The sequence below is a fragment of the Pseudomonas sp. 05N36 genome (assembly GCF_056397385.1).
The window spans coordinates 158,223-185,032 of the sequence record NZ_JBFTNH010000010.1 but is presented as its reverse complement, the minus strand read 5'-3'; the positions used below and the strand labels follow the sequence as shown (position 1 = coordinate 185,032).

The 26,810-nt window shown below is 60.0% G+C and carries 22 protein-coding genes; all 22 read right to left on the bottom strand.

The annotated features are described in order from the left end of the window. Positions 1-392: 392 nt before the first annotated feature. On the bottom strand, positions 393-1,856 hold the full coding sequence (gene nuoN / locus AC1DIH_RS15205; RefSeq protein WP_145020016.1) for an NADH-quinone oxidoreductase subunit NuoN: 1,464 nt from the start codon (positions 1,854-1,856) through the stop codon (positions 393-395). A 7-nt stretch (positions 1,857-1,863) separates the two neighbouring features. After that, positions 1,864-3,396 (bottom strand): NADH-quinone oxidoreductase subunit M, encoded by a 1,533-nt coding sequence (nuoM, locus tag AC1DIH_RS15200; RefSeq protein WP_429538571.1) that lies wholly within the window; start codon positions 3,394-3,396, stop codon positions 1,864-1,866. 39 nt (positions 3,397-3,435) lie between these two features. Continuing rightward, positions 3,436-5,289 (bottom strand): NADH-quinone oxidoreductase subunit L, encoded by a 1,854-nt coding sequence (gene nuoL / locus AC1DIH_RS15195; protein ID WP_427547085.1) that lies wholly within the window; start codon positions 5,287-5,289, stop codon positions 3,436-3,438. Next, positions 5,286-5,594: an NADH-quinone oxidoreductase subunit NuoK gene (gene nuoK, locus AC1DIH_RS15190; protein WP_054597859.1), complete on the bottom strand. Its 309-nt coding sequence runs from the start codon at positions 5,592-5,594 to the stop codon at positions 5,286-5,288. Before nuoK ends, nuoL begins: the two co-directional genes overlap by 4 nt. A 4-nt stretch (positions 5,595-5,598) precedes the next feature. Continuing rightward, the gene (gene nuoJ, locus AC1DIH_RS15185; RefSeq protein WP_019689817.1) at positions 5,599-6,099 is read right to left on the bottom strand and encodes an NADH-quinone oxidoreductase subunit J; all 501 of its coding nucleotides are present in this window, start codon (positions 6,097-6,099) and stop codon (positions 5,599-5,601) included. A 9-nt stretch (positions 6,100-6,108) separates the two neighbouring features. Next, a complete protein-coding gene (nuoI, locus tag AC1DIH_RS15180) occupies positions 6,109-6,654 on the bottom strand; it encodes an NADH-quinone oxidoreductase subunit NuoI (protein WP_218570730.1) in 546 nt (181 codons plus the stop codon). A 12-nt stretch (positions 6,655-6,666) separates the two neighbouring features. Continuing rightward, positions 6,667-7,674, bottom strand: coding sequence for an NADH-quinone oxidoreductase subunit NuoH (nuoH, locus tag AC1DIH_RS15175; RefSeq protein ID WP_019689819.1), 1,008 nt, complete (start codon positions 7,672-7,674; stop codon positions 6,667-6,669). Next, positions 7,671-10,385 (bottom strand): NADH-quinone oxidoreductase subunit NuoG, encoded by a 2,715-nt coding sequence (gene nuoG / locus AC1DIH_RS15170; protein WP_477772277.1) that lies wholly within the window; start codon positions 10,383-10,385, stop codon positions 7,671-7,673. Before nuoG ends, nuoH begins: the two co-directional genes overlap by 4 nt. Before the next feature lie 137 nt (positions 10,386-10,522). Beyond that, on the bottom strand, positions 10,523-11,878 hold the full coding sequence (gene nuoF, locus AC1DIH_RS15165; RefSeq protein ID WP_019689821.1) for an NADH-quinone oxidoreductase subunit NuoF: 1,356 nt from the start codon (positions 11,876-11,878) through the stop codon (positions 10,523-10,525). After that, positions 11,875-12,372 (bottom strand): NADH-quinone oxidoreductase subunit NuoE, encoded by a 498-nt coding sequence (nuoE, locus tag AC1DIH_RS15160; RefSeq protein ID WP_007970445.1) that lies wholly within the window; start codon positions 12,370-12,372, stop codon positions 11,875-11,877. Before nuoE ends, nuoF begins: the two co-directional genes overlap by 4 nt. Positions 12,373-12,374: 2 nt before the next feature. After that, positions 12,375-14,159: an NADH-quinone oxidoreductase subunit C/D gene (gene nuoC, locus AC1DIH_RS15155; protein ID WP_427547414.1), complete on the bottom strand. Its 1,785-nt coding sequence runs from the start codon at positions 14,157-14,159 to the stop codon at positions 12,375-12,377. Between the two features lie 73 nt (positions 14,160-14,232). Next, the gene (locus AC1DIH_RS15150) at positions 14,233-14,907 is read right to left on the bottom strand and encodes a NuoB/complex I 20 kDa subunit family protein (RefSeq protein WP_019689823.1); all 675 of its coding nucleotides are present in this window, start codon (positions 14,905-14,907) and stop codon (positions 14,233-14,235) included. 10 nt (positions 14,908-14,917) lie between these two features. Next, positions 14,918-15,331 (bottom strand): NADH-quinone oxidoreductase subunit A, encoded by a 414-nt coding sequence (locus tag AC1DIH_RS15145; protein ID WP_019689824.1) that lies wholly within the window; start codon positions 15,329-15,331, stop codon positions 14,918-14,920. A 640-nt stretch (positions 15,332-15,971) separates the two neighbouring features. Further along, positions 15,972-17,297 (bottom strand): isocitrate lyase, encoded by a 1,326-nt coding sequence (gene aceA, locus AC1DIH_RS15140; protein ID WP_019689825.1) that lies wholly within the window; start codon positions 17,295-17,297, stop codon positions 15,972-15,974. A gap of 497 nt (positions 17,298-17,794) precedes the next feature. Then, positions 17,795-18,592 (bottom strand): secretin N-terminal domain-containing protein, encoded by a 798-nt coding sequence (locus tag AC1DIH_RS15135; protein WP_477772276.1) that lies wholly within the window; start codon positions 18,590-18,592, stop codon positions 17,795-17,797. 235 nt (positions 18,593-18,827) lie between these two features. Next, positions 18,828-19,250 (bottom strand): GNAT family N-acetyltransferase, encoded by a 423-nt coding sequence (locus tag AC1DIH_RS15130; RefSeq protein ID WP_477772275.1) that lies wholly within the window; start codon positions 19,248-19,250, stop codon positions 18,828-18,830. Then, positions 19,243-20,409, bottom strand: coding sequence for a ribosomal protein uL16 3-hydroxylase (locus AC1DIH_RS15125; protein ID WP_477772274.1), 1,167 nt, complete (start codon positions 20,407-20,409; stop codon positions 19,243-19,245). The genes AC1DIH_RS15130 and AC1DIH_RS15125 overlap by 8 nt, the downstream gene beginning before the upstream one ends. Before the next feature lie 85 nt (positions 20,410-20,494). Continuing rightward, on the bottom strand, positions 20,495-21,865 hold the full coding sequence (gene purB, locus AC1DIH_RS15120; RefSeq protein WP_103319869.1) for an adenylosuccinate lyase: 1,371 nt from the start codon (positions 21,863-21,865) through the stop codon (positions 20,495-20,497). 128 nt (positions 21,866-21,993) lie between these two features. Continuing rightward, a complete protein-coding gene (gene hflD / locus AC1DIH_RS15115; RefSeq protein WP_019689830.1) occupies positions 21,994-22,617 on the bottom strand; it encodes a high frequency lysogenization protein HflD in 624 nt (207 codons plus the stop codon). Beyond that, positions 22,614-23,747: a tRNA 2-thiouridine(34) synthase MnmA gene (gene mnmA, locus AC1DIH_RS15110; protein WP_477772273.1), complete on the bottom strand. Its 1,134-nt coding sequence runs from the start codon at positions 23,745-23,747 to the stop codon at positions 22,614-22,616. The genes hflD and mnmA overlap by 4 nt, the downstream gene beginning before the upstream one ends. Before the next feature lie 59 nt (positions 23,748-23,806). After that, positions 23,807-24,253 carry an NUDIX hydrolase gene (locus AC1DIH_RS15105; protein ID WP_429538575.1) on the bottom strand — a complete coding sequence of 149 codons (447 nt, stop codon included), beginning with the start codon at positions 24,251-24,253 and terminating at the stop codon, positions 23,807-23,809. A 213-nt stretch (positions 24,254-24,466) separates the two neighbouring features. After that, complete coding sequence (locus tag AC1DIH_RS15100; RefSeq protein ID WP_477772272.1) at positions 24,467-26,692, bottom strand: NADP-dependent isocitrate dehydrogenase; 2,226 nt, start codon at positions 26,690-26,692, stop codon at positions 24,467-24,469. Between the last annotated feature and the right edge of the window lie 118 nt (positions 26,693-26,810).

Sequence of the window (26,810 nt, the reverse complement as noted above, 5' to 3'; positions counted from 1 at the left end):
GGGTTTTTTCAGGACAGTCGGGAGCGGCTACTCATCGAGGGCCGAGCGTTGTAGCAGCAACGCTCACAATGAGCCCGGATACATTAGCGCAAGCCAGCTTTACCGAAAACAGCCAAAGAGGTTGCAGGAGAGGGGCTGACCATACATTGTTTATGGGCAGGGCGCAAGTGCAGTGGTGTCTGGGCTGACGCTATCGCGAGCGGACGGAACGCCGCCCGGCTGCTCCCACAATTAATCGCAGGCATGCACGAGTAGTGTGCTCACAGCAGATCCCCTGTGGGAGCGAGCCTGCTCGCGATGGGGCCATCCCAGATCCCGGATTTCTCCAGCCCAAACGCAAAAACGGCACCCGAAGGTGCCGTTTCTGTTTTTGCTGAGTGTCGCTTAAGCGATCAACCCGCCAGGCCAGTCTGCTGAACCAGTGTCAGCAGCGGTTGTGGGTACAGGCCGAGGAAGAACGCCAGCACTGCGATGGCCAGCAGCATCACGCCGCCTGCCTTTTGTTCCCAGTGCAGTTGGGCGTCGACGCGACGCAGGTTTGGCTCGATCAGGTACAGGGTGACCATGACGCGCAGGTAGTAGAAGACGCCGATGGCGCTGCCCAATACCAGGGAGCCGACCAGCCACCATTGGTGAGATTCGACACCGGTGGCGATGATGTAGAACTTGCCGATGAAGCCTGCGGTCAGCGGGATGCCGGCCAGCGACAACATCATCACGGTCAGGACGGCGGTCAGGTACGGACGACGCCAGAACAGGCCGCGGTACTCGTACAGTGCGTCAGCGTCACGGCCTTTGTACGGCGAGGACATCAGGGTGATCACGCCAAAAGCACCGAGGCTGGTGATCACGTAGGTGACCAGGTACACGCCGATGGCTTCCATCGCCAGACCCTTGCTCGCCACCAGGGCGATCAGCAGGTAACCGAAGTGGGCGATGGACGAGTAACCCAGCAGACGCTTGAGGTTGCTCTGGGTCAGTGCCAACAGGTTACCGAACAGGATCGAGGCAATCGCGATCACGGTCAGCACGGTGCTCAACACACCGCTGCTGGCCACTGGCGAGATCTGGAACAGACGCACCATGACCGCGAACACGGCAACTTTCGAGGCGGTGGCCAGGAACGCTGCAACCGGTGCCGGGGCACCTTCGTAGACGTCCGGCGTCCAGAGGTGGAACGGTACCAGCGACAGTTTGAACGCCAGGCCGATCAGCATCATGCCCAGGCCCATCTGCGCCAGCGGGCTTGGCAGGCCAGTGGCCGCAAGGGCGTGACCGATGCCGCTGAAGCTCAGGGTGCCGGCTTCGGCGTAGAGCAGGGCCATACCGAACAACAGGAACGCAGAACCGGCTGCCGACAGCACCATGTACTTGATGCCGGCTTCCAGAGAGCGCTTGTTGAAGAAGGCATAGGCCACCAGACCGTAGACCGGTACCGAGAGCAGTTCCAGACCGACGAACAAGCCGGCCAGGTGCTGCGCGCTGACCAGAACCAGGCCACCGGCGGCAGCCATCAGGATCAGCAGGTACAGTTCTTCACGGTTGCCCGGGTAACCCGTACCGCCTTCGCCGAGGTAGGCATGGGCGAGAGTGACGCAAGCGAGGGTGGCGACCAGGATCAGCGCCATGTACAGGCAGGCAAAGCTGTCGATTTGTAGCAGTGGAGTCACGGCCAGAGGCGCGACTTTCAAGGCTGGCAGGATCGACAGCAAGGCCAGGTTCAGACCCGCGACCGACAGCAGGAAGGTCTGCGAGTGGTTGCGACGCCAGGCGATCGCCAGCATCACCACGATGATCGTGGCGCTGGTGATCAACAATGGCGCAAGCGCGATAAAGTGTTGAATCGTAAAGTCCATAGCGCTCTTACCGGGCCGAAGCGAGTTGAGTGAAGGCGGTACCGAACCATTGCTGCACGCCATGCATCGTTGCGGCAGAGGTATCGAGGAACGGTTGCGGGTAGACGCCGATGTAAATCAGCAGTGCCGCCAGTCCAACCACCATGATCATTTCGCGAGTATCCATGCCATGCAGCACGGCGTCCGATTTGGACGGACCGAAGTAGGCACGGTGAATCATGATCAGCGAGTAGACCGAACCGAACACCAGGCCGGCAGTCGCGATCACGGTGACCCACGGCGCGCTGGCAAAGGTGCCGATCAGGATCAGGAACTCACCGACGAAGTTACCGGTCACCGGCAAGCCCAGCGAAGCTGCAGCGAAGAACAGGCTGATGGCAGGCAGGTAGGCGATCTTCGACCACAGGCCGCCCATCTCACGCATGTCGCGAGTGTGGGTGCGCTCGTAGAGCTGGCCGCAGAGGATAAAGAGTGCCGCTGCCGACAGGCCGTGCGCGAGCATCTGGATCACTGCGCCTTGCAGGGCCAACTGGCTGCCGGAGTAGATGCCGATCAGTACGAAGCCCATGTGCGAAACGCTGGAGTAGGCGACCAGGCGCTTGATGTCGGTCTGGGCGAAAGCCAGGAACGCACCGTAGAAGATCCCGACCAGGCCCAGGGCCATGGCGAACGGCGCGAACTCGGCCGACGCATTCGGGAACAACGGCAGGGCGAAACGCAGCAGACCGTACGCAGCGGTCTTCAGCAGAATACCGGCCAGGTCAACGGAACCCGCAGTCGGTGCCTGTGCGTGAGCATCCGGCAACCAGGAGTGGAACGGTACTACTGGCAGCTTCACCGCGAAGGCGATGAAGAAGCCAAGCATCAGAACGTACTCGGTGGTCAGCGACATCTTGGTTTTCAACAGGTCGGCGTAGTTGAAAGTAATCACGCCCGTGCTGTTGAAGTTGACCAGTACCAGACCCAGGATCGCCACCAACATGATCAGGCCGCTGGCCTGAGTGAAGATGAAGAACTTGGTCGCTGCGTAGATCCGGGTTTTCTTGCCGTCCGAAGAACTGTGACCCCAGAGCGCGATGAGGAAGTACATCGGCACCAGCATCATTTCCCAGAAGAAGAAGAACATGAACAGGTCGAGGGCCAGGAACACGCCGACGACACCGCCCAGGATCCACATCAGGTTCAGGTGGAAGAAGCCAACATGACGCTGGATCTCTTTCCACGAGCAGAGTACCGAGAGGACACCCAGCAGACCGGTCAGCATGATCATCAACAGCGACAGGCCGTCGAGGGCCAGGTGCACGTTGATGCCGAAGCGCTGGATCCAGACATGCTTGAACTCAAGCGCCCAGGTCGGATCGGCGCCAGGCGCCGGAGCAAATGAATAGTCACCGTGGGCCCACAGCCAGAGGCCGAGGGAGAGCAGCAGGGACATGGTGATCAGCGCAATCCAGCGGGGGAGGGTAGCGCCGAAGCGCTCACCCATCCAGCACAGCAGGCCGCCGATGAAGGGGATCAGGATTAGCCATGGCAAAATCATGACGGGCTCGTTTCCTTTCGCAAGTTCGCAAGGTTCATATCAGACCGCTACCAGCACGACAGCGCCGATAACCAGCACGGCACCAGCAGCCATCGAGGCGGCGTACCAACGCAGTTGACCAGTTTCGGTACGGCTCAGGGAGTTGTGACCCCCTTTGGCCATCCGCGGGATCAAACCGATGGTTTGGTCGAACGGGTCTTTGCGCAGCATGTGGCTGATCGCAAGGTACGGCTTGACGAACAGTTTGTCGTAGATCCAGTCGAAGCCCCAGGCGGCGAACCACCAGGCCGAGAGCAGACGGCCGATGCCGCTGTTGGCGATGGCGGTGACGAAGCTACGCTTGCCGAGGAACAGCAGCGCGGCCAGCAGGATACCGGACAGGGCGATAGCACCCGAGACCAGTTCCAGGCTGTGTTTGGCTTCGCCGCCGGCATGCCCAACGCTTTCTGGCAGTACGCCGTGCAGCGGCGGAACGATCATCGCGCCAATGGCGGTCGACAGCACGATCAGCACCGACAGTGGCAGCCAGTGAGCGATGCCGTGACCGGCATGGGCTTCGGTCTTCACTTCACCGTGGAACGCGATGAAGATCAGGCGGAAGGTGTACAGCGACGTCATGAAGGCACCCACCAGACCTGCATAGAGCAGACCGTGGTTGCCGCTGGCGAAGGCTTCCCAGAGGATTTCGTCTTTCGAGTAGAAACCTGCGGTCACCAGTGGCAGGGCTGCAAGGGCCGCACCGCCGACGATGAAGCTGGCGTAGGCCAGTGGCAGTTTCTTCCACAGGCCGCCCATCTTGAAGATGTTCTGCTCGTGGTGGCAGGCAACGATCACCGAACCGGAAGCAAGGAACAGCAGGGCCTTGAAGAACGCGTGGGTCATCAGGTGGAAGATCGCGCCTTCCCAGGCACCTACGCCCAGCGCCAGGAACATGTAGCCGATCTGGCTCATGGTCGAGTAGGCGAGGATACGTTTGATGTCGGTTTGTACCAGGGCTGCGAAACCGGCGAGCACCAGGGTCACACCGCCGACGATGCCGACCAGGTGCAGGATATCCGGCGCCAGGGCGAACAGGCCGTGTGTACGGGCGATCAGGTAGACACCAGCGGTCACCATGGTCGCGGCGTGGATCAGTGCCGAAACCGGGGTAGGACCGGCCATCGCGTCCGCCAGCCAGGTTTGCAGCGGCAGTTGCGCGGATTTACCGACAGCGCCGCCCAGCAGCATCAGGGTCGCCATGACGATCCAGAAGTCACCGGTCTTGAAGTGCTCAGGCGCTTTGACCAGCAGCTCTTGAATGTTCAGCGTGCCCAACTGCTGGAACAGGATGAACAGGCCGATGGCCATGAATACGTCGCCGATACGGGTGACGATGAAGGCTTTGAGTGCGGCGTTACCGTTGTTGCGGTTGCTGTAGTAGAAACCGATCAACAGGTAGCTGCACAGGCCCACGCCTTCCCAACCGAAGTACAGGAACAACAGGTTATCGCCCAGCACCAGGAACAGCATGCTGGCGATAAACAGGTTGGTGTACGCGAAGAAGCGCGAGTAACCGTCTTCACCGCGCATGTACCAGGACGCGAACAGGTGGATCAGGAAGCCCACGCCGACGACCACACCGAGCATGGTCACGGACAGGCCATCCAGGTACAGGGCGAAGTTCGGCTTGAAGTCGCCTACCGACATCCACTGCCACAACACCTGGGTGACGTGACCGCCTTCAGGCGGCGCGACGTTGAACTGCCAGATGACGTAGGCAGCAACGATCGCCGAGAGGCCGACGGAGCCGACGCCGATCAGCGCCGAGAGGTTTTCCGAGAGGCGGCCGCGTGAGAACGACAGCAGCAGGAAACCGATCAGGGGGAATACGAAAGTCAGATAGAGAAGGTTCATCCGCGCATCTCGCTGGCAGCGTCGATATCGAGAGTGTGGAAGCGGCGATGCAGCTGCAACAGAATCGCCAGGCCAATGCTGGCCTCGGCGGCTGCCAGGCTGATCACCAGGATGAACATGATCTGTCCATCCGGCTGGCCCCAACGGCTACCGGCAACGATGAAAGCCAGTGCGGAGGCATTCATCATGACCTCCAGGCTCATCAGCACGAAAAGAATGTTGCGGCGGACCATCAGGCCAACCAGACCGAGGCAGAACAGGATGCCGGCAACCGCCAGACCATGTTCGAGAGGGATAGCAGGCATAAAGTTACTCCTTCGCCTCGTTGCGGCCCAAGTGGAACGCCGTGACGGCTGCGGCGAGCAGCAGCATCGAGGCGAGTTCGACCACCAGCAGATAAGGACCGAACAGGCTGATGCCCACGGCCTTGGCGTCTACGGTGGTGTGGCCGACGCCGGTGCCGCTGGAATGGCTGAACAACACATACAGCAGCTCAGCCAGCAGCAGCGCAGCCAGTACAACGGGACCCGCCCAGATACCGGGCTTGAGCCAGACGCGTTCTTGCTGAACCGAGGCGGGGCCGAGGTTCAGCATCATCACCACGAACACGAACAGCACCATGATGGCGCCGGCGTAGGCGATCACTTCCAGTACACCGGCAAATGGCGCACCGAGGCTGAAAAAGGTCATCGCCACGGCGAGCAGCGAAATAATCAGGTAGAGCAGGGCGTGTACAGGATTGGTGTTGGTGATCACGCGAAGCGTGGACACAACGGCAACTCCTGACGCGAAATAGAAAGCGAATTCCATCTTTCTTCCTTAAGGCAGCAAGCTCTTCACGTTGATCGGTTCGGCTTCATTCTGCGCGGAGCCTTTCGGCTTGCCGGCAATGGCCATACCTGCAACACGATAGAAGTTGTAGTCAGGGTTTTTGCCGGGGCCGGAGATCAAAAGATCTTCTTTCTCGTAAACCAGGTCCTGACGCTTGAACTCGGCCATTTCGAAATCCGGTGTCAGCTGGATCGCGGTGGTCGGGCAGGCTTCCTCGCAGAGGCCACAGAAAATGCAGCGCGAGAAGTTGATACGGAAAAACTCCGGGTACCAGCGACCGTCTTCGGTTTCGGCTTTCTGCAGCGAGATGCAGCCGACCGGGCACGCCACGGCGCACAGGTTGCAGGCAACGCAACGCTCTTCACCATCGGGGTCGCGGGTCAGGACGATACGTCCACGAAAGCGCGGCGGCAGGTACACCGCCTCTTCCGGGTACTGCAGCGTGTCGCGCTTGCGGAAGGCATGGCCGAAAATCATCACCAGGCTGCGAAGCTGGGTGAAGAAGCCATGCACGATGTCAAAAATATACTTCATGATTCTCTATCCTCACTGAGCCGCGATGGCGGGCGTGTTGAGCAACACGATCGCAGCGGTCACCAGCATGTTGACGAGGGTCAGCGGCAGGCAGAACTTCCAGCTGAAGTCCATCACTTGGTCATACCGTGGGCGCGGAATCGAGGCGCGCAGCAGGATGAAGAACATGATGAAGAACGCGGTTTTCAGTGCGAACCAGATGAACGGGATCTGCGGCAGAATGCCGAACGGACCGTGCCAGCCACCGAAGAACAAGGTTACCAGCAGCGCCGAAATCAACACGATGCCGATGTACTCGCCGACGAAGAACATGCCCCATTTCATGCCGGCGTATTCAATGTGGTAACCGTCGGCCAGTTCCTGCTCCGCTTCCGGCTGGTCGAACGGGTGACGGTGAGTCACGGCGACGCCGGCAATGAAGAAGGTCAGGAAACCGAAGATCTGCGGAATGACGAACCACAGGTGCTGGGCCTGGTAGTCAACGATGTCGCGCATGTTGAACGAGCCGACCTGGATCACGATGCCCATCAGCGACAGGCCCATGAACACTTCGTACGACACGGTTTGTGCCGAGGCCCGCAAGCTGCCCAGCAGGGCGAACTTGTTGTTACTCGACCAGCCGGCGAACAACACCGCGTATACCGACAGACCGGCCATGGCGAAGAAGAACAGGATGCCGATGTTCAGGTCCGCGACACCCCAGGTCGGGGTGATCGGGATGATCGCGAAGGCAATCAGCAAGGCGCTCATGGCCACGACCGGCGCCAGGGTGAAAATCACCTTGTCGGCGAACGGCGGCGTCCAGTCTTCCTTGAAGAACATCTTGATCATGTCGGCTGCAATCTGGAACGCGCCGAACGGGCCGACGCGGTTAGGACCGTAACGGTCCTGCCAGAGGGCGAGCAAACGACGCTCGACCCAGCTCAACAGCGCGCCGCAGACCACTACGGCGAGCAGGATCACGATGGCCTTGAGCACCGCGATGATGATGTCGATCACTTCAGGAGTGAACAAGGTCATTGCGCTGCCTCCTGCAGACCGTCAACGGATTTGCCAAAGATTGCCGGTGGAATGCCTGCTATACCCGCAGGCAGCGCCACCAGGCCAGCGCCCAGTTCTTCGTTGATGCGCAGCGGCAGACGCAGAGTCTGGCCGGCAACGTTCAAGCTCAGCATGGCGCCGTCATTGACGCCCAGGCGATCGGCTTCGGACTTGGCCAGCGACACGTAGGCGGCCGGAATGCGTTCCTGGACCGGAGCGGCTTTCGAAGAGTTCTCGTCGCTGCCGAACAGGTGATAGAACGGCACAACCTGCCAGGTGCCCTGGGCCGGGTTGAATGCACGCGGAACACTGGCGAACCAGTTCAGCGAATCACCCTGGCTTTCGATCAGGCGAGCACCCGGATCACCGGCACGCAGGTGACCACCGACTTCGTCCTGGAACTTGTTCCAGGCTTGCGGCGAGTTCCAGCCCGGCGACCAGGCGAATGGCACTTGCTGACGCGGTTCGACGGAGCCCGAGTAACCTTCCATGGAGAACGAGAACGCGGTGTCGTTGTCCTGGGAAGTACGCGGCTCGTGCACACTGATGTCGGCGCGCATGGCGGTCCGGCCACTGTAACGCAGCGGTTCGCGAGCCAGTTTCAGGCCTTTGATCCGGAACGAAGCCGACGGTGCAGCGTTGACGATACCGGCCAGTTGTGGAGTGCTCGAAGCGCAGGCAGCGGTGACGTGGTCCAGTTGGGTCCAGTCGATCGGCTGGTTCAGCAGGGTCGCGCGCAGGGCATGCAGCCAGCGCCAGCCTTCGTGAACCAGGATGCTTGCATCGAGGTAAGTCGGGTCGAAGACCTGGAAGAAGCGCTGGGCGCGGCCTTCCTGGCTGACCAGCGTACCGTCGCCTTCAGCGAAGCTGGCGGCTGGCAGAACCAGGTGCGCGCGATCGCTGGTAGCGGTTTTCTGATGGTCGGTGACGATCACCACTTTAGCGGCGGTCAGGGCGGCATCGACCTTGGCTTTGTCGGTACGGGTGTACAGATCGTTTTCGAGCACCACGATGGCGTCGGCGTGACCAGAGATCACCGCTTGCAGGGCTGCATCGACCGACTCGCCACCGAGCATGGCCAGGCCGAGGCTGTTGGCCTCTGGCACGATCAGGCTGATGGAACCGTTCTTCTCGCGCAGCTTCAGGGCTTTGGCGATGTTCGCCGCCGCTTCGATCAAGGCTTTGGAGCCCAGCGAAGTACCGGCGATGATCAGCGGACGCTTGGCCGCGAGCAGGGCGTTGGCGATGCGTTGAGCCAGTTCGAGGGCTTCGCTGTCCAGGCCTTCGACGGCTGGGGCGCTGGCGTCGAGGGCGTGAGCCACGGCGAAACCGAGACGTGCCAGGTCGTCTGGAGCGGCGTGAACGCATTCTTCAGCCACGTCGTCGAGCTTGGTTTCAGCCAGGCTTGCGATAAACAGCGGGTTCAGCGCGTGCTGACCGATGTTTTTCACCGCGGCGTCGAGCCACGGCTGAACGCGCATGGCGTCGGCCATGTCTTCGGCTTTGCCCTTGACCGATTGACGCAGGGCCAGGGCCATGCGCGCAGCGGTCTGGGTCAGGTCTTCACCGAGGACGAAAATCGCGTCGTGGTCTTCGACGTCGCGCATGTTCGGGATCGGCAGCGGGCTGTCTTTCAGCACCTGCATGACCAGGCGAATACGCTCAAGCTCGGAAGCTTCGATACCCGAGTAGAAGTGCTCGGCACCGACCAGTTCGCGCAGGGCGTAGTTGCTTTCAAGGCTGGCACGCGGCGAACCGATACCAACGATGTTGCGACCGCGCAGCAAATCAGCGGCTTTATCCAGCGCTTCGTCGAGGCTCAGCTTGGCGCCGTTGGCCAGCAGTGGCTGACGTGGGCGATCTTCGCGGTTGACGTAGCCATAGCCGAAACGGCCACGGTCGCAAAGGAAGTACTGGTTCACCGAACCGTTGAAGCGGTTTTCGATGCGACGCAGTTCGCCGTAACGCTCACCCGGGCTGATGTTGCAACCGCTGGAGCAGCCATGGCAGATGCTCGGCGAGAACTGCATGTCCCATTTACGGTTGTAGCGCTCGGAGTGAGTCTTGTCGGTGAACACACCGGTCGGGCAGACCTCGGTGAGGTTGCCGGAGAACTCGCTTTCGAGGGTGCCGTCTTCAACGCGACCGAAGTACACGTTGTCGTGGGCGCCGAATACACCGAGGTCAGTACCGCCGGCGTAGTCTTTATAGAAACGTACGCAGCGATAGCAGGCGATGCAGCGGTTCATTTCGTGGGAAATGAACGGGCCCAGTTGCTGGTTCTGGTGGGTACGCTTGGTGAAGCGGTAACGGCGCTCGTTGTGGCCGGTCATTACCGTCATGTCTTGCAGGTGGCAGTGACCGCCTTCCTCGCACACGGGGCAGTCGTGCGGGTGGTTGGTCATCAGCCATTCGACGACGCTTGCGCGAAACACTTTGGCTTCTTCGTCGTCAATGGAGATCCAGCTGCCGTCGGTCGCCGGGGTCATGCAGGACATGACGATACGACCACGCTTGTCGTTCTCGTCGGTGTACTGCTTGACGGCGCACTGGCGGCAAGCGCCAACGCTGCCGAGGGCGGGGTGCCAGCAGAAATAAGGGATATCGAGGCCTAGCGACAGACATGCCTGTAACAGGTTGTCTGCCCCATCGACTTCGAGCTCTTTGCCGTCTACGTGGATAGTGGCCATGGTTCAAAGTTCTTCGTTGGCCCGGTGTCAGCGGGCGTGGCTAATGGAATCTTGTTATCCGTCCAAATCCAAACAGCCTTGAAAGGCGTCATCGGACGAAAGGCGAACGGCACGGACCGTTCGCCTTTTTTAAAGCGTTAAGCGCCGACTACGATCGGCCTTGCCAGAGGCGGGACGGCGGCGCGGGTAGGCGCGATACCGGCTTCGAACTCTGGACGGAAATACTTGATGGCACTGCCCAATGGCTCCACGGCACCCGGTGCGTGAGCACAGAAGGTCTTGCCTGGGCCGAGGAAGCCGACCAGACCCAGCAGGGTCTCGATGTCGCCGGCTTGCCCTTCACCGTTTTCGATGGCGCGCAGGAGCTTGACGCTCCACGGCAAACCGTCACGGCACGGGGTGCAGAAACCACACGACTCACGGGCGAAGAACTCTTCCATGTTGCGCAGCAGGGACACCATGTTGACGCTGTCGTCCACTGCCATGGCCAGGCCGGTACCCATACGGGTGCCCACTTTGGCGATGCCGCCGGCGTACATTTGTGCGTCCAGGTGTTCCGGCAACAGGAAGCCGGTACCGGCGCCGCCTGGCTGCCAGCACTTGAGCTTGTAACCGTCGCGCATGCCGCCGGCGTAGTCTTCGAACAGCTCGCGCGCAGGGACGCCGAACGGCAGTTCCCACAGGCCAGGGTTCTTCACTTTGCCGGAGAAGCCCATCAGCTTGGTGCCGTGGTCTTCACTGCCTTCGCGAGCGAGGGATTTGTACCAGTCCACGCCGTCGCCGATGATCGCTGGCACGTTGCACAGCGTTTCGACGTTGTTCACGCAGGTCGGCTTGCCCCATACGCCAACGGCGGCAGGGAAGGGCGGCTTGGAGCGCGGGTTGGCACGGCGGCCTTCGAGGGAGTTGATCAGTGCGGTTTCTTCACCGCAGATGTAACGCCCGGCGCCGGTGTGGACGAACAGTTCGAAATCGAAACCGCTGCCCAGGATGTTCTTGCCCAGCAGGCCCGCAGCCTTGGCTTCTTCCACGGCACGATTCAGGTGCTTGGCGGCGGTGGTGTATTCGCCACGCAGGAAGATGTAACCGCGGTAGGTTTTCAGTGCGCGGGCACTGATCAGCATGCCTTCGATCAGCAGATGGGGCAGTTGCTCCATCAGCATGCGGTCTTTCCAGGTGTTGGGTTCCATTTCATCCGCGTTGCACAGCAGGTAGCGGATGTTCATGGATTCGTCTTTGGGCATCAGGCCCCACTTCACGCCAGTGGGGAAACCTGCGCCGCCACGACCCTTGAGGCCGGAGTCCTTGACGGTCTGGACGATATCGTCCTGGGACATGTCGGCGAAGGCTTTACGCGCTGCCGCGTAGCCGTTCTTGGCCTGGTACTCGTCGAGCCAGACAGCCTCGCCGTCGTCACGCAGACGCCAGGTCAGCGGGTGGGTCTCTGCGCTGCGCTTGATGCGGTTGGCAGGGCCGAAGGAAGTCAGGGTCATACGTAGCCCTCGAGCAATTTGGCAACGCCAGCAGGCTGCACATCACCGAATGTGTCGTCGTCGATCATCAACGCCGGCGCCTTGTCGCAGTTGCCGAGGCAGCAGACCGGCAGCAGGGTGAAACGACCGTCGGCGGTGGTTTGACCCAGGCCGATGCCCAGCTTGCTCTGGATTTCGCTGACCACCGACTCGTGGCCACCGATGTAGCAGACCATGCTGTCGCAGACGCGAATGATGTGACGACCGACTGGCTGACGGAAGATCTGGCTATAGAACGTCGCCACGCCTTCAACGTCGCTGGCCGGGATGCCGAGGATTTCGCCGATGGCGTAGAGCGCGCCGTCAGGCACCCAGCCACGTTCCTTCTGGACGATCTTCAGGGCTTCGATCGACGCCGCGCGCGGGTCTTCGTAGTGATGCAGCTCGTGCTCGATGGCCGAGCGCTCGGTTTCGCTCAGGGCGAAACGGTCTGTCTGGATAAGCGTGCTATTCATGCTTAGCGGTCCACGTCGGCCATAACGAAGTCGATACTACCCAGGTACGCGATCAAGTCCGCGACCATGCTGCCTTTGATCACCGAAGGGATCTGCTGCAGATGCGGGAAGCTTGGGGTGCGAATCCGGGTGCGGTAGCTCATGGTGCCGCCATCGCTCGTCAGGTAATAACTGTTGATGCCCTTGGTCGCTTCGATCATCTGGAAGGATTCGTTGGCCGGCATGACCGGGCCCCACGAAACTTGCAGGAAGTGCGTGATCAAGGTCTCAATGTGCTGCAGCGTGCGCTCTTTCGGCGGCGGCGTGGTCAGCGGGTGATCCGCCTTGTACGGGCCTTCCGGCATGTTGCGCAGGCACTGGTCGATGATCTTGATGCTCTGGCGCATTTCTTCCACGCGCACGATGCAACGATCATAGGCATCGCCATTGGCCGCCAGCGGCACTTCGAATTCGAAGTTCTCGTAGCCGGAGTACGGACGGGCTTTACGCAGGTCGAAATTGCAACCGGTCGAACGCAAGCCTGCACCGGTGACGCCCCATTCCAGGGCTTCCTTGGTGTTGTAGGCGGCGACGCCGATGGTCCGGCCACGCAGGATGCTGTTGTCCAGTGCGGCTTTCTGGTATTCGTCCAGACGCTTTGGCATCCACTCGACGAAGTCCTTGACCAGTTTTTGCCAGCCGCGCGGCAAGTCGTGGGCGACGCCGCCGATGCGGTACCAGGCCGGGTGCAGGCGGAAACCGGTGATGGCTTCGATCACCGTGTACGCCTTCTGGCGGTCGGTGAAGGTGAAGAACACCGGGGTCATGGCGCCGACGTCCTGGATGTACGTCCCCAGGAACAGCAGATGGCTGGTGATCCGGAAGAACTCGGCCATCATGATGCGGATGACGTCGACCTTCTCAGGCACCTTGATGCCGGCCAGCTTCTCGACCGAGAGCACGTACGGCAGGTTGTTCATCACGCCGCCGAGGTAGTCGATACGGTCGGTGTACGGGATGAAGCTGTGCCAGGACTGACGCTCGGCCATCTTCTCGGCACCACGGTGGTGGTAGCCAACGTCCGGCACGCAGTCGACGATCTCTTCGCCGTCCAGTTGCAGGATGATGCGGAACGCACCGTGAGCGGAAGGGTGGTTCGGCCCCAGGTTGAGGAACATGTAGTCCTCGTTGGCACCGGAACGTTTCATGCCCCAGTCTTCAGGCTTGAAGCGCGCAGCTTCTTCTTCAAGCTGATGCTTGGCCAGCGTCAGGCTGAACGGGTCGAACTCGGTGGCACGGGCCGGGAAGTCCTTGCGCAGCGGGTGACCTTCCCAGGTCGGCGGCATCATGATGCGGGTCAGGTGCGGGTGGCCGGCAAAGTTGATGCCGTACATGTCCCACACTTCACGCTCGTACCAGTTGGCGTTCGGCCAGATACCGGTCACGGTCGGCACGCTGAGGTCGCTCTCGGACAAGGCGACCTTGATCATTACGTCACTATTACGTTCGATCGACATCAAGTGATAGAACACAGTGAAGTCGGCACCGCTCGGCAAACCCTGGCGCTTGGTGCGCAGACGCTCGTCCACGCCGTGCAGGTCATAGAGCATGACGTACGGCTTGGGCAGGTTGCGCAGGAAGGTCAGGACTTCGACGAGTTTGGCACGGGCAACCCAAAGCACCGGCATGCCGGTGCGGGTGGCCTGGGCGCTGAACGCCTCAGGGCCAAAACGGTTGTTCAATTCGACGACCACATCCTGGTCGTCTGCCTTGTAAGGCGGGATGTACAGAGCACTGCCTGTAGTCATGGTTTTTTTATCGCTTTCGGTCAACGTAAAGAATGAAGCCAGTTTCTCGTTTCTTTGTAAGAACAGATCTGGATCAGACTTCGTCGGGGCTGCGCAGGTTGGTTACCTGAATACGCTGTTCGCGGCGCTGTTCCTTTTGCGAAGGCATCTCGGCGCGGTAAACGCCTTGATCGCCAACGACCCAGGAAAGTGGGCGACGCTCCTGGCCAATCGACTCCTGCAACAGCATCAAGCCTTGCAGAAAAGCTTCAGGGCGGGGCGGGCAGCCAGGCACGTAGACGTCCACGGGCAGGAACTTGTCCACCCCTTGAACGACGGAGTAGATGTCGTACATGCCACCGGAGTTGGCGCACGAACCCATGGAGATAACCCACTTCGGCTCGAGCATCTGCTCGTAGAGACGCTGAATGATCGGCGCCATCTTGATGAAGCAGGTTCCGGCAATAACCATGAAATCCGCTTGACGCGGCGATGCCCGGATAACCTCGGCGCCAAAACGCGCGATGTCGTGGGGCGCCGTGAAGGCGGTGGTCATTTCCACGTAGCAGCACGAAAGACCGAAGTTATACGGCCACAGGGAGTTCTTACGCCCCCAGTTGATCGTGCCGTTAAGCACGTCTTCGAGCTTGCCCATGAAAATGTTTTTGTGGACTTGATCTTCTAACGGATCGGAGACGGTTTCCCGTGCGCCGATCGGATACTGCTCGTTAGGAGCATCGGGGTCGATCCTGGTGAGATTGTATTGCATCGCCAAAGCCTCATTGTTTCAGCTTCGCCTGCCGCTTATGACGAGCTGCCGGAGCCCAATCAAGGGCGCCCACTCGAAATAGGTAGACAAGACCTGCCAACAGAATTGCTATGAAAACGAGAGCTTCGACGAATCCGGTCCAGCCGCTTTCGCGGACGGACACAGACCAGGCAAAGAGAAATAGGGCTTCGATATCGAAGATCACGAACAGCATCGCGACCAGATAGAATTTGGCTGAGAGCCGCAAGCGGGCGCCACCGGTAGGTAGCATGCCGGACTCGAACGGTTCGTTTTTGCTGCGGCCCCAGGCTTTTGACCCGAGGAGGCTGGAGACGCCGAGCATGAAGGCGCACAGGCCGCCGACACCCAGAAGGAAAATGGCAAAGCCCCAGTTGTGGGCCATGAGTCCTGTCGCTTCGGGCATGCTGGTAATCCTTAACAGAGAGCAAAGGTCTCTGAGCTTGAAAAGAAATAAAGCAGTGACGATATGTCGCAGCAATCAATCGCGGTGATTTTATGGCTAAACACCGTGCAAGTAAAATTCCTGTAGCGAAATTATTTATAAGAATAAGGACATAGCGCACCTCAAAAGGCCTGCAGCCCATGCGTTGCGGGCATTAGCCGGGGTTTCGTCAATAATGTTTTGTGCGTGTTGTAACGAACATGAATCGCGTCAAATGATAATCAATATTGTTTGCAGTGGTTTTTGAACTGTTAGTCGGGGTGGTGGCTGGAAAGTTGCGCTTACATACCGGCTACTGCAAGTAGCACGCGGGGCCGTTTTACCCTGTTTTGCCGATCGAAATACCGCCCTGGATCAATGTTTCCCTTTGCTCGCCATCATCCCTTGTGGGAGCGAGCCTGCTCGCGATAGCGGCCTTCCAGTCGATACTGTGCTGCCTGACAATCCGCCATCGCGAGCAGGCTCGCTCCCACAGGGTTCGGTGGTTGCTTTCGAATCCCGGGCAAAAAAAACGCCCCGAACCAGTCGGGGCGTCAGATGTGCGGCATTCCGGTTAGTTTTCTACCCGGTCCGGAAGGGCCGTTTGCTCAGGTGAAGCGGATCAGTGGAACTGTTCTTCTTCAGTCGAACCGGTCAGCGCGGTAACCGAAGACGAGCCGCCCTGAATCACGGTGGTCATGTCGTCGAAGTAGCCGGTGCCCACTTCCTGCTGGTGCGCCACGAAGGTGTAACCCTTGGCCGCGTCAGCGAACTCCTGCTCTTGCAGCTTCACGTAGGCAGTCATGTCGTTGCGGGCGTAGTCGTGCGCCAGGTTGAACATGCTGTGCCACATGTTGTGAATGCCGGCCAGGGTGATGAATTGGTGCTTGTAGCCCATGGCGGACAGTTCGCGCTGGAACTTGGCGATGGTCGCGTCGTCCAGGTTTTTCTTCCAGTTGAAGGAAGGCGAGCAGTTGTACGACAGCAGTTGGTCTGGGTATTCCTTTTTGATCGCTTCAGCGAAGCGACGGGCTTCGTCCAGGTCTGGCTTGGCGGTTTCGCACCAGATCAGGTCGGCGTACGGCGCGTAGGCCAGGCCGCGAGCGATAGCCTGGTCGAGGCCGGCGCGTACTTTGTAGAAGCCTTCCTGGGTGCGTTCGCCAGTCACGAATGGCTGGTCGTACGGGTCGCAGTCGGACGTCAGCAAATCAGCCGCGTTAGCGTCGGTACGGGCCAGGATGATGGTCGGAGTACCAGCAACGTCAGCCGCCAGGCGCGCAGCGGTCAGCTTCTGTACGGCTTCCTGGGTAGGAACCAGTACCTTGCCGCCCATGTGGCCGCATTTTTTCACGGAAGCCAGTTGGTCTTCGAAGTGAACGCCGGCAGCGCCTGCTTCGATCATGCTCTTCATCAGTTCGTAGGCGTTCAGCACGCCGCCGAAACCGGCTTCAGCGTCGGCAACGATCGGAGCGAAGTAGTCGATGTAACCTTCGTCGCCCGGGTTCTTGCCGGCTTTCCACTGGATCTGGTCGGCACGACGGAACGAGTTGTTGATGCGCTTGACCACGGTCGGTACGGAGTCAACCGGGTACAGCGACTGGTCTGGGTACATCGATTCTGCAGAGTTGTTGTCTGCAGCAACCTGCCAGCCCGACAGGTAGATCGCCTGGATACCGGCTTTAACTTGTTGTACCGCCTGGCCGCCGGTCAGGGCGCCCATGCAGTTGACGAAATCTTTCTCGGGGCGGAAGGCTGGCTTGGCACCCTGGGTAACCAGATTCCAGAGCTTCTCGGCGCCCATTTTTGCAAAGGTGTGCTCAGGTTGAACCGAGCCACGCAGACGGACGACGTCAGCAGCGGAGTAAGTGCGCGTCACGCCTTTCCAGCGCGGGTTTTCAGCCCAGTCTTTTTCAAGGGCTGCAATTTGCTGTTCGCGTGTCAGTGCCATGGAGATAAACCTCGTCGCATAGGTCTGGTGGAAAATTCCTGTTGCCAGGTACGCACATTCAAATGGGGCGTAGATGGCGCTCGCTGACCAGAAGCTTAGGCGGTCAAGTCGGGTCTGGCGGGGAAGGCGACGGGATGAACGATGGGCTCGAGGATGAAAGCTGAGCAGGTAAGGGCGAACTGGCGGGCGCATTCGGGCGTCGTGGGCCTTTATACGATCATCAGTGTGTTGCCGGGCTACCTATTACGCTTCCGTCCCTCGGGACAACTTCGTTCCAGTCGCAACCTCGTCAAACACACCTTGTGGGCGGTACAGACACGAATCGGCTCAGGTCGGTAAGGTTAGAGCGCGACCCGAAGGCCCTTGCCAGGGCCCCTGATTAGCGGGAGCGAGGCCATCATGCCTTCGCTTTTTTGGCTCGTCAAACGTTTTGTAGTGCTATTTTTCAAGCACTACATCTTTAGTCTAATACGACTAATCAGTCAGTTTTTGGTGTGTTAGTCCAAGGTGTCGACTTTGACTCGCAATGTCATGTCATCCCGCCCCTGAGTAGAGTAGCTGCGGCTCATGGCCTGTTTGTCGGCTTGAGTCTGGCGGTTGACGCCAGCCAGGGTGATCCACTCGCCTAGGCGACCGCTGACGGTTGTGTCGGTACTTTGAACGTTCACTACATCGGGACGCTCCTGGCTCATCCGGTCACGGTTGGTACTGATTGCCAGGTGAACGATGTCGCCGGTGACGCTGGCGGTGACGTAGAAGCCCTGGGTGACGTTGCGGTATTGGGTCTGGTTTTGCTGGTGAGCGTAGTTGTTGAGCGGGTTTTGCGGCTGGCCGGAGGTGTTTGTCTGGTTTGGCAGGCTGGTGTAGGTGTCGGTCTGGGTGGTGGTCAGTGGCACGCTCTGGCCGATCTGGATCAGGGCGGGTGTGCCTTCGCTGGTCTGGACCTGCTGGATGCCGCCTTCACGGCTGTCGGTGCTGTAGGTGATGATCTGCGTTTGCCGATCGGCGTTGTTCTGCTGGTTGTTTTCGTTGGTGTCGACCGTGATCAGCAGGCGTTTGGGCGCGGTGTCGAGCTGTGCGATCAGGGCTTTGAGTTCGTCGATCTTGTCGGGTTCGGCGTTGACGATCAGCTGGTTGCCGTAGGCGCTGACCTTGCCGTCCCTGCCGATAATATTCTGCGCCACGGGCAGCAGGTCGGCGCTGGTGCGATTGTTGAGCTGCACCACTTCGGTAGCGGCGACGACCGAGAAACTGCAGGTCAGTAGCAGCGTGGTGAGCAGGGTGCGTAGGGACATGTCCGTTATCTCCGCGATCAAAGGCTTGAGTTTGCCAGTTTGTCGGCCTGCGGTGGGGCAAGTTGAATCGTAGACAGCAAAACGCCCCGCTACCTGAGGATAGCGGGGCGTTTTGTGGTGTTACTGGTGTGTACTTGTGGCGAGGGAGCTTGCTCCCGCTGGGCTGCGCAGCAGCCCTAATAATTTTGGGGCCGCTTCGCGACCCAGCGGGAGCAAGCTCCCTCGCCACAGGTAATCAGCCCTTGCGAACCATGTCCACATGCGGAATTCCTGCTTCCAGGAACTCTTCACTGACTACGGTAAAGCCCAGGCGCTCGTAGAACGCTGTCGCCTGCACCTGCGCGCTGAGCATCTGCTGCTTGAGCCCGCGCTTCTCGGCTTCACCGATCACCGCTTGCATCAGCTTGTCGCCGACCTTCAGGCCGCGCCAGTCCTTGAGCACCGACACCCGGCCGATGTGACCATCGGGCAGCAGGCGGGCGGTGCCAATCGGAAAGTCGCCTTCGAAGGCGAGGAAATGCACGGCGCTCGCGTCGTCGGCATCCCATTCCAGTTCAGGTGGAACGGATTGCTCGGCGATGAACACCGTTTCACGAATGCGCCGGATCTCGGCGTTGTCCTTTTGCCAGTCTGCGACACGTACGTGAATCTTATTCATCGGCAAATCCCAGGCTACCTTGCTTGACCAGTTCGCACAGCAGGCTGCGGCCGTCTTCATCGCTCAGCCATTGGCCAAGGTTGTCAATGTGCAGCGCATCGGCGGCGCAAATCATTTTCAGCAGTTCACGCAGTTTGCCCGGCAGATAACGGCTCTGGCCGCTGGCGAACAGCAGCAGGTCGTCGTCGACTTCGGACCAGGCCAGGCGCGCGCTTGGGTTGCGAATCAGCACAGCGCCTTGTTCGAGGCTGCTCAGCAGATCGTCTTCTTCCAGTTTCGGGCCAACCACCAGTTCCGGGTAGCGTGGCTCGGTCATGAACTGGCCGAACCAGGTCAGCAACAGGCGCTCGTCGCTCATGTGCTCCGCCAGCAGGCTTTTCAAGCGGTCGAGCGCATCGTGCTGGATCTGGTGCGGGTCGATCGCTGGCTGCGCGTCGGCATCGGTGTAGCGCTCTTCGTCAGGCAGGAACTGGCTGAGGAAGTCAGTGAAGTGGGTCAGCACTTCAGCGGCGCTTGGGGCGCGGAAACCGACCGAGTAGGTCATGCAGTCATCGACGGCCACGCCGCAGTGGGCCAGGCGCGGCGGCAAGTACAGCATGTCGCCCGGTTCCAGGGTCCACTCGTCGGTGKCTTCGAAGTCGGCGAGGATGCGCAGGTCGGCATGTTGCAGCAGCGGGCTGTCGGAATCGCACATCTGGCCGATTTTCCAGTTGCGCTTGCCGTGGCCTTGCAGCAGGAACACGTCGTAGTTGTCGAAGTGCGGACCGACACTGCCACCCGGGGCGGCAAAGCTGATCATCACATCGTCGATGCGCCAGCTCGGCAGGAAGCGGAAGTTTTCCAGCAGCTCGGCGACTTCCGGCACGAACTGGTCGACAGCCTGCACCAGCAGGGTCCACTCGCGCTCTGGCAGCTTGCTGAATTCGTCTTCGGCGAACGGGCCGCGACGCAGTTCCCAAGGGCGCTCGCCGTGTTCGATGACCAGGCGCGATTCGACTTCTTCTTCCAGCGCCAGACCGGCCAGTTCGTCGGCGTCGATCGGGCTTTCGAAGTCAGGGATCGCCTGGCGGATCAACAGTGGTTTTTTCTGCCAGTAGTCGCGCAGGAATTCCCGTGCCGTGATGCCGCCCAGAAGTTGAAGAGGAGTATCAGGATTCATGTGTAACCTATTGAAAAAAAGCACTTTTCAGACGGGAATAAAAACGCCCGGCGCTGCCGGGCGTCTCAAAGGGTCAAGCGGTCGATCAGATGCGTTTGGCTTGTGCCACGGCGTTGCCGATGTAGTTGGCCGGGGTGAGCTTTTTCAACTCGGCCTTTGCTTCGGCAGGCATGTCCAGTGCATCGATGAAAGTCTGCAACGCTTCAGGGCTGATGCCCTTGCCGCGCGTCAGTTCTTTCAGCTTTTCGTACGGGTTTTCAATGTTGTAGCGACGCATCACGGTCTGGATTGGCTCGGCCAGAACTTCCCAGCACGCGTCCAGGTCCGCAGAAATCTTCTGAGCATTGAGCTCTAACTTGCTGATTCCCTTGAGACTTGCTTCGTACGCGATCACGCTGTGGGCGAAGCCGACACCGAGGTTGCGCAGTACGGTGGAGTCGGTCAGGTCGCGCTGCCAGCGGGAGATCGGCAGTTTGCTCGCCAGGTGCTGGAACAGTGCGTTGGCGATGCCCAGGTTGCCTTCGGAGTTTTCGAAGTCGATCGGGTTGACCTTGTGCGGCATGGTCGAGGAACCGATTTCGCCGGCAATGGTGCGCTGCTTGAAGTAGCCCAGGGAGATGTAGCCCCAGATATCGCGATCGAAGTCGATCAGGATGGTGTTGAAGCGCGCGATCGCGTCGAACAGCTCGGCGATGTAGTCGTGCGGTTCGATCTGCGTGGTGTACGGGTTGAAGCCCAGGCCCAGCTCGTCTTCGATGAAGGCGCGGGCGTTGGCTTCCCAGTCGATCTCAGGGTAAGCCGACAGGTGAGCGTTGTAGTTGCCGACGGCGCCGTTGATCTTGCCCAGCAGCGGTACGGCCGCGACTTGAGCGATCTGGCGCTCCAGGCGGTAAACCACGTTCGCCAGTTCTTTGCCAAGGGTAGTCGGCGAGGCCGGCTGACCGTGGGTGCGCGACAGCATGGGTACGTCGGCGAAGCGGATGGCCAGCTCGCGGATGGCTTCGGCGGTCTGGCGCATCAGCGGCAGCATCACGTCATCACGGCCTTCGCGCAGCATCAGGGCGTGGGACAGGTTGTTGATGTCCTCGCTGGTGCAGGCAAAGTGGATGAATTCGCTGACGTTGGCCAGCTCAGGCAGCTTGGCAGCTTGTTCCTTGAGCAGGTACTCGATGGCTTTAACGTCGTGGTTGGTGGTGCGCTCGATCTCTTTGACGCGCTCGGCGTGTTCCAGAGAGAAGTTTTCCGCCAGGGTGTTCAGCACGGCGTTAGCTTCGGCGGAGAACGCCGGCACTTCGCTGATGGCAGGGTGAGCGGCCAGGCGCTGGAGCCAGCGCACTTCAACCAGGACGCGAGCACGGATCAGACCGTATTCGCTGAAAATTGGGCGCAGGGCCTGGGTTTTGCCGGCGTAGCGGCCGTCAACAGGGGAAACCGCAGTGAGCGAAGAGAGCTGCATGGGGTGTTCTCGGACAGTCGGGCAACGAAATGGGGCGCGTATCATACATGAAAAAATTCCGCTGGTCCGTTGCCAACTGACCAGCGTTTTACGCGTTACAGGCTAAAAATCAGTATTGCAGGCGCAGATCAGCTGCTGTGCATCAGCGGATAAAGCTCTTTGAGCAGTTTGCGGCGACTGATCACCAACTGCCAGCGATGACCGCCCAGCTGCCGCCACAAGCGCGCCGAACGGATACCGGCCAGCAACAGGGCGCGGATCTTCGAGGCGTTGCTTGGCTGCTGCAGGTTGCGCATGTCGCCGTGCACCTGAATGCGTTGGCGCAGGGTACTCAAGGTGTCCTGATACAGCGCGCCACAGGCGGCGATCACGTTTTCATGGGCCGGGCCGAAATGCTCGACCTGGGACTGAATCTGCGGCAGGCGCTTGCCGATCACTTCAAGCATGTCGCCGCGCTTGGCCAGTTGCCGCTCGAGACCGAGCATCGACAGGGCATAGCGCAGGGGTTCGCGCTGCAGGGTGCTGGGGTCGCGTTCAAGGGCGCCGATCAATGCGCGATAACCTTCGCGCAGATTGATATCGTCGCCGCCGTAGACTTCCAGCGTGTCCTTGGGGTCGATGATCAACAAGCTGCCAAGCATGCAGGTCAGGCCGGCTTCGCTGACCTGCCCGGTCTTGGCTATCTTGTCGACCAGCACGGCGGCGAGAAACACACCGCCGAGCGCTATCAGTTGCTCCTGAGTCGGGCTCATGCGCACGAATCCTTGCTGCTCCAGGGTTCGGCGACTTCGATGACACCGCCACCGAGGCAGACTTCACCGTCGTAAAACACCACCGATTGACCTGGGGTGACCGCGCGCTGCGGGTCATCGAAGGTGGCGCGGTAGCCGTTGGCGGTTTTTTCCAGGGTGCAAGGCTGGTCGCACTGGCGATAGCGTACTTTCGCTGTGAGTTTGCGTGGCGAGCTCAGGTCGACCGGGTTGACCCAGTAGATGTCCGAGGCAAGCAGGGCGCGGGAGAACAACGTAGGGTGATCATTGCCCTGGCCAACGATCAGCTCGTTGTGTTCCAGGTCCTTGATCAGCACGTACCATGGCTCGTCGCCGGCATCTTTCAAGCCGCCGATGCCCAGGCCCTGGCGCTGGCCGATGGTGTGGTACATCAGGCCATGGTGGCGGCCGATCACTTTACCTTCGGTGGTCTTGATCTCGCCTGGCTGTGCCGGCAGGTATTGCTTGAGGAAGTCGCTGAAGCGTCGCTCACCGATAAAGCAGATACCGGTGGAATCTTTCTTCTTCGCGGTGGCCAGGGCGTGTTTCTCGGCAATCGCGCGAACTTCGGGTTTTTCCAGTTCGCCGACCGGGAACAGGGTCTTGGCGATCTGTTCGCCGCCCACAGCGTGCAGGAAGTAGCTTTGGTCCTTGTTCGGGTCCAGGCCTTTGAGCAATTCGGTGCGGCCATCGATGTCGCGACGGCGCACGTAATGGCCGGTGGCAATCAGGTCGGCGCCGAGCATCATGGCGTAGTCGAGGAACGCCTTGAACTTGATTTCACGGTTGCACAGGATGTCCGGGTTCGGCGTACGGCCGGCCTTGTACTCAGCCAGGAAGTGCTCGAACACGTTGTCCCAGTACTCGGCGGCGAAGTTGGCGGTGTGCAGCTTGATGCCAATCTTGTCGCACACGGCCTGAGCGTCCGCCAGGTCGTCCATGGCGGTGCAGTAGTCCGTTCCGTCGTCCTCTTCCCAGTTCTTCATGAACAGGCCTTCCACCTGATAACCCTGCTCGATCAGCAGTAGGGCAGAAACGGAAGAGTCCACGCCGCCGGACATGCCGACAATGACGCGCTTCTTTTGTGTGTCAGAAGGGGCTGGATCACGCATAGGGATTTAATGAGTGTCTTGAAAAAGGACGCGATTCTATCAGGCCCGAGCCTGCAAGGCTAAAGAGAAGGGCGGATCAGTTCGAGACTGAAGAGTTTACCGCTCAGGTAATCGTCGATACAGCGAATAATCAGCTCGCTGCGCCAGTGGTCGCGTTGCGCAAGGAGTTCGTCGCGGGTCAGCCATTTTGCGCCGACGATGCCGTCGTCGAGTTGATAGTCGGGGTGGTGTTTCACTGCTTTGGCGGCAAAACACACACGTTGGTAAGTCACGCCGTTGCTTGGAGCGGTGTACAGGTAGATGCCCACCACGCCAGTGGCTTCAACGTCCCAGCCGGTTTCTTCGAGGGTTTCGCGAATGGCGGCTTCGGTCAGGGTTTCGTTCGGGTCCAGGTGCCCGGCCGGTTGATTGAGCACCGCGCGTCCGGCCTTGAGCTCTTCGACCATCAGGAAGCGGCCGTTGTCTTCGACAATGGTGGCGACGGTGATGTGGGGTAGCCAATCCATAAAGCTTCCTCGATCTAATGCTGGAATAAAAAATAATGTGGGAGCGAGCCTGCTCGCGATTGCGGCGGGTCAGTCGACATCGATGTTGAATGATAAACCGCTATCGCGAGCAGGCTCGCTCCCACATTTGTCCGGTGTTCACATTGGAATTGTGTGAAGGCTGGAAACAGAAACCCCGGCACGGGGCCGGGGCTTCTTTGCATCCTTACAACCTTAAACCAGCGCAGCAATCGCCGCGTTGAAGGTGTTGCTTGGGCGCATGGCCTTGCTGATCAGCTCGGCGTCGGCGTGGTAGTAGCCGCCGATGTCGACTGGCTTGCCCTGAACGGCGTTGAGCTCGGCAACGATGGTTGCCTCGTTCTCGGTCAGAGTTTTCGCCAGTTGGCTGAACTGCGCTTGCAGCGCTGCATCTTCAGTCTGGGCGGCCAGGGCCTGGGCCCAGTACAGCGCCAGGTAGAAGTGGCTGCCGCGGTTGTCGATGTTGCCGACTTTGCGCGATGGCGACTTGTTGTTGTCCAGGAACTGGCCGGTGGCCTGGTCCAGGGTCTTGGCCAGCACCAGCGCCTTAGGGTTGTTGTAAGTAACACCCAGGTGCTCAAGGGAAGCGGCCAGGGCCAGGAACTCACCCAGGGAATCCCAGCGCAGGAAGTTTTCTTCCAGCAACTGTTGAACGTGCTTCGGTGCCGAACCGCCAGCGCCGGTTTCGAACAGGCCGCCGCCATTCATCAGCGGAACGATCGACAGCATCTTGGCGCTGGTGCCCAGTTCCATGATCGGGAACAGGTCAGTCAGGTAGTCGCGCAGTACGTTGCCGGTCACCGAGATGGTGTCCTTGCCTTCGCGAGTACGGGCCAGGGTGAAGGTCATCGCGTCGACTGGCGACATGATGCGGATGTCCAGGCCGGACGTGTCGTGATCCTTCAGGTAGGCCTGAACTTTCTCGATCACTACGCCGTCGTGGGCGCGCATTGGGTCCAGCCAGAAAATCGCCGGCGTTGCGCTTGCGCGAGCACGGTTGACCGCCAGTTTGACCCAGTCCTGGATCGGCGCGTCTTTGGTCTGGCACATGCGGAAGATGTCGCCGGCTTCAACCGACTGCTCCAGCAGAGTGCGACCAGCGCTGTCGGAAACGCGTACCACGCCGTTTGCCTTGATCTGGAAGGTCTTGTCGTGGGAGCCGTACTCTTCGGCTTTTTTCGCCATCAGGCCAACGTTTGGCACGCTGCCCATGGTGGTTGGGTCGAAGGCGCCGTGTTGCTTGCAGTCTTCGATTACCGCCTGGTAGATGGTGGCGTAGCAGCGATCCGGGATCACGGCCTTGGTGTCGTGCAGCTGGCCGTCGGTGCCCCACATCTTGCCGGAGTCACGGATCATGGCTGGCATCGAGGCGTCGACGATGACGTCGCTCGGCACGTGCAGGTTGGTGATGCCTTTGTCGGAGTTGACCATCGCCAGCGACGGACGAACCGCGTAGACCGCCTGGATGTCGGCTTCGATCGCCGCTTGCTGCTCGGCCGGCAATGCCTTGATGCGGGCGTACAGGTCGCCGATGCCGTTGTTCAGGTTGAAGCCGATCTGTGCCAGCACGTCAGCGTGCTTGGCCAGGGCGTCTTTATAGAACTCGGCAACGATCTGGCCGAACATGATCGGGTCGGAGACCTTCATCATGGTGGCTTTCAGGTGAACCGACAGCAGTACGCCTTTTTGCTTGGCGTCTTCGATTTCTGCGGCGATGAAGCTGCGCAGGGCATTTTTGCTCATCACGGCGCAATCGAGGATCTCACCGGCTTGCACGGTGGTTTTTTCTTTCAGGACGGTGGTGGTGCCGTCTTGAGCGATCAGTTCGATTTTCACGGCGTCAGCGGCGTCGATCAGGGCAGCTTTTTCGCTGCCGTAGAAATCGCCGGTGCTCATGTGAGCGACGTGAGACTTGGAGTCCTTGGCCCAGGCGCCCATTTTGTGCGGGTGCTTGCGAGCGTAGTTCTTGACCGACAGCGGAGCGCGACGATCGGAGTTGCCTTCGCGCAGAACCGGGTTTACCGCGCTGCCCTTGATCTTGTCGTAACGGGACTTGGCGTCCTTGTCGGCTTCGCTGGTGACGGTTTCCGGGTAGTCCGGCAGTGCATAGCCCTGGGCTTGCAGTTCTTTGATTGCGGCCTGCAGTTGCGGAACCGAAGCACTGATGTTCGGCAGCTTGATGATGTTGGCTTCAGGCGTGACGGCCAGCGCGCCCAGTTCGGCGAGGTGGTCGGCTACGGCTTTATTACCCAATTGCTCGGGGAAGCTGGCCAGGATGCGCCCTGCAAGAGAGATATCGCGAGTTTCCACGGCGATATCAGCGGAGGCGGTGAAGGCCTCTACGATAGGCAACAGTGAATAGGTGGCGAGGGCTGGGGCTTCGTCGGTGAAGGTATAGATGATCTTCGAGCGGTTGGGCATATTCGGATTAACTCTCTTCTTTGCTAAAGCGTGCGCAGAAACTCGAGGGGCGCCGGGTAAGCGCGTTCGTTCAAAGTCATCCATGAGCCGAATGTCGAGGTTTCTTCGCGGTGATGTT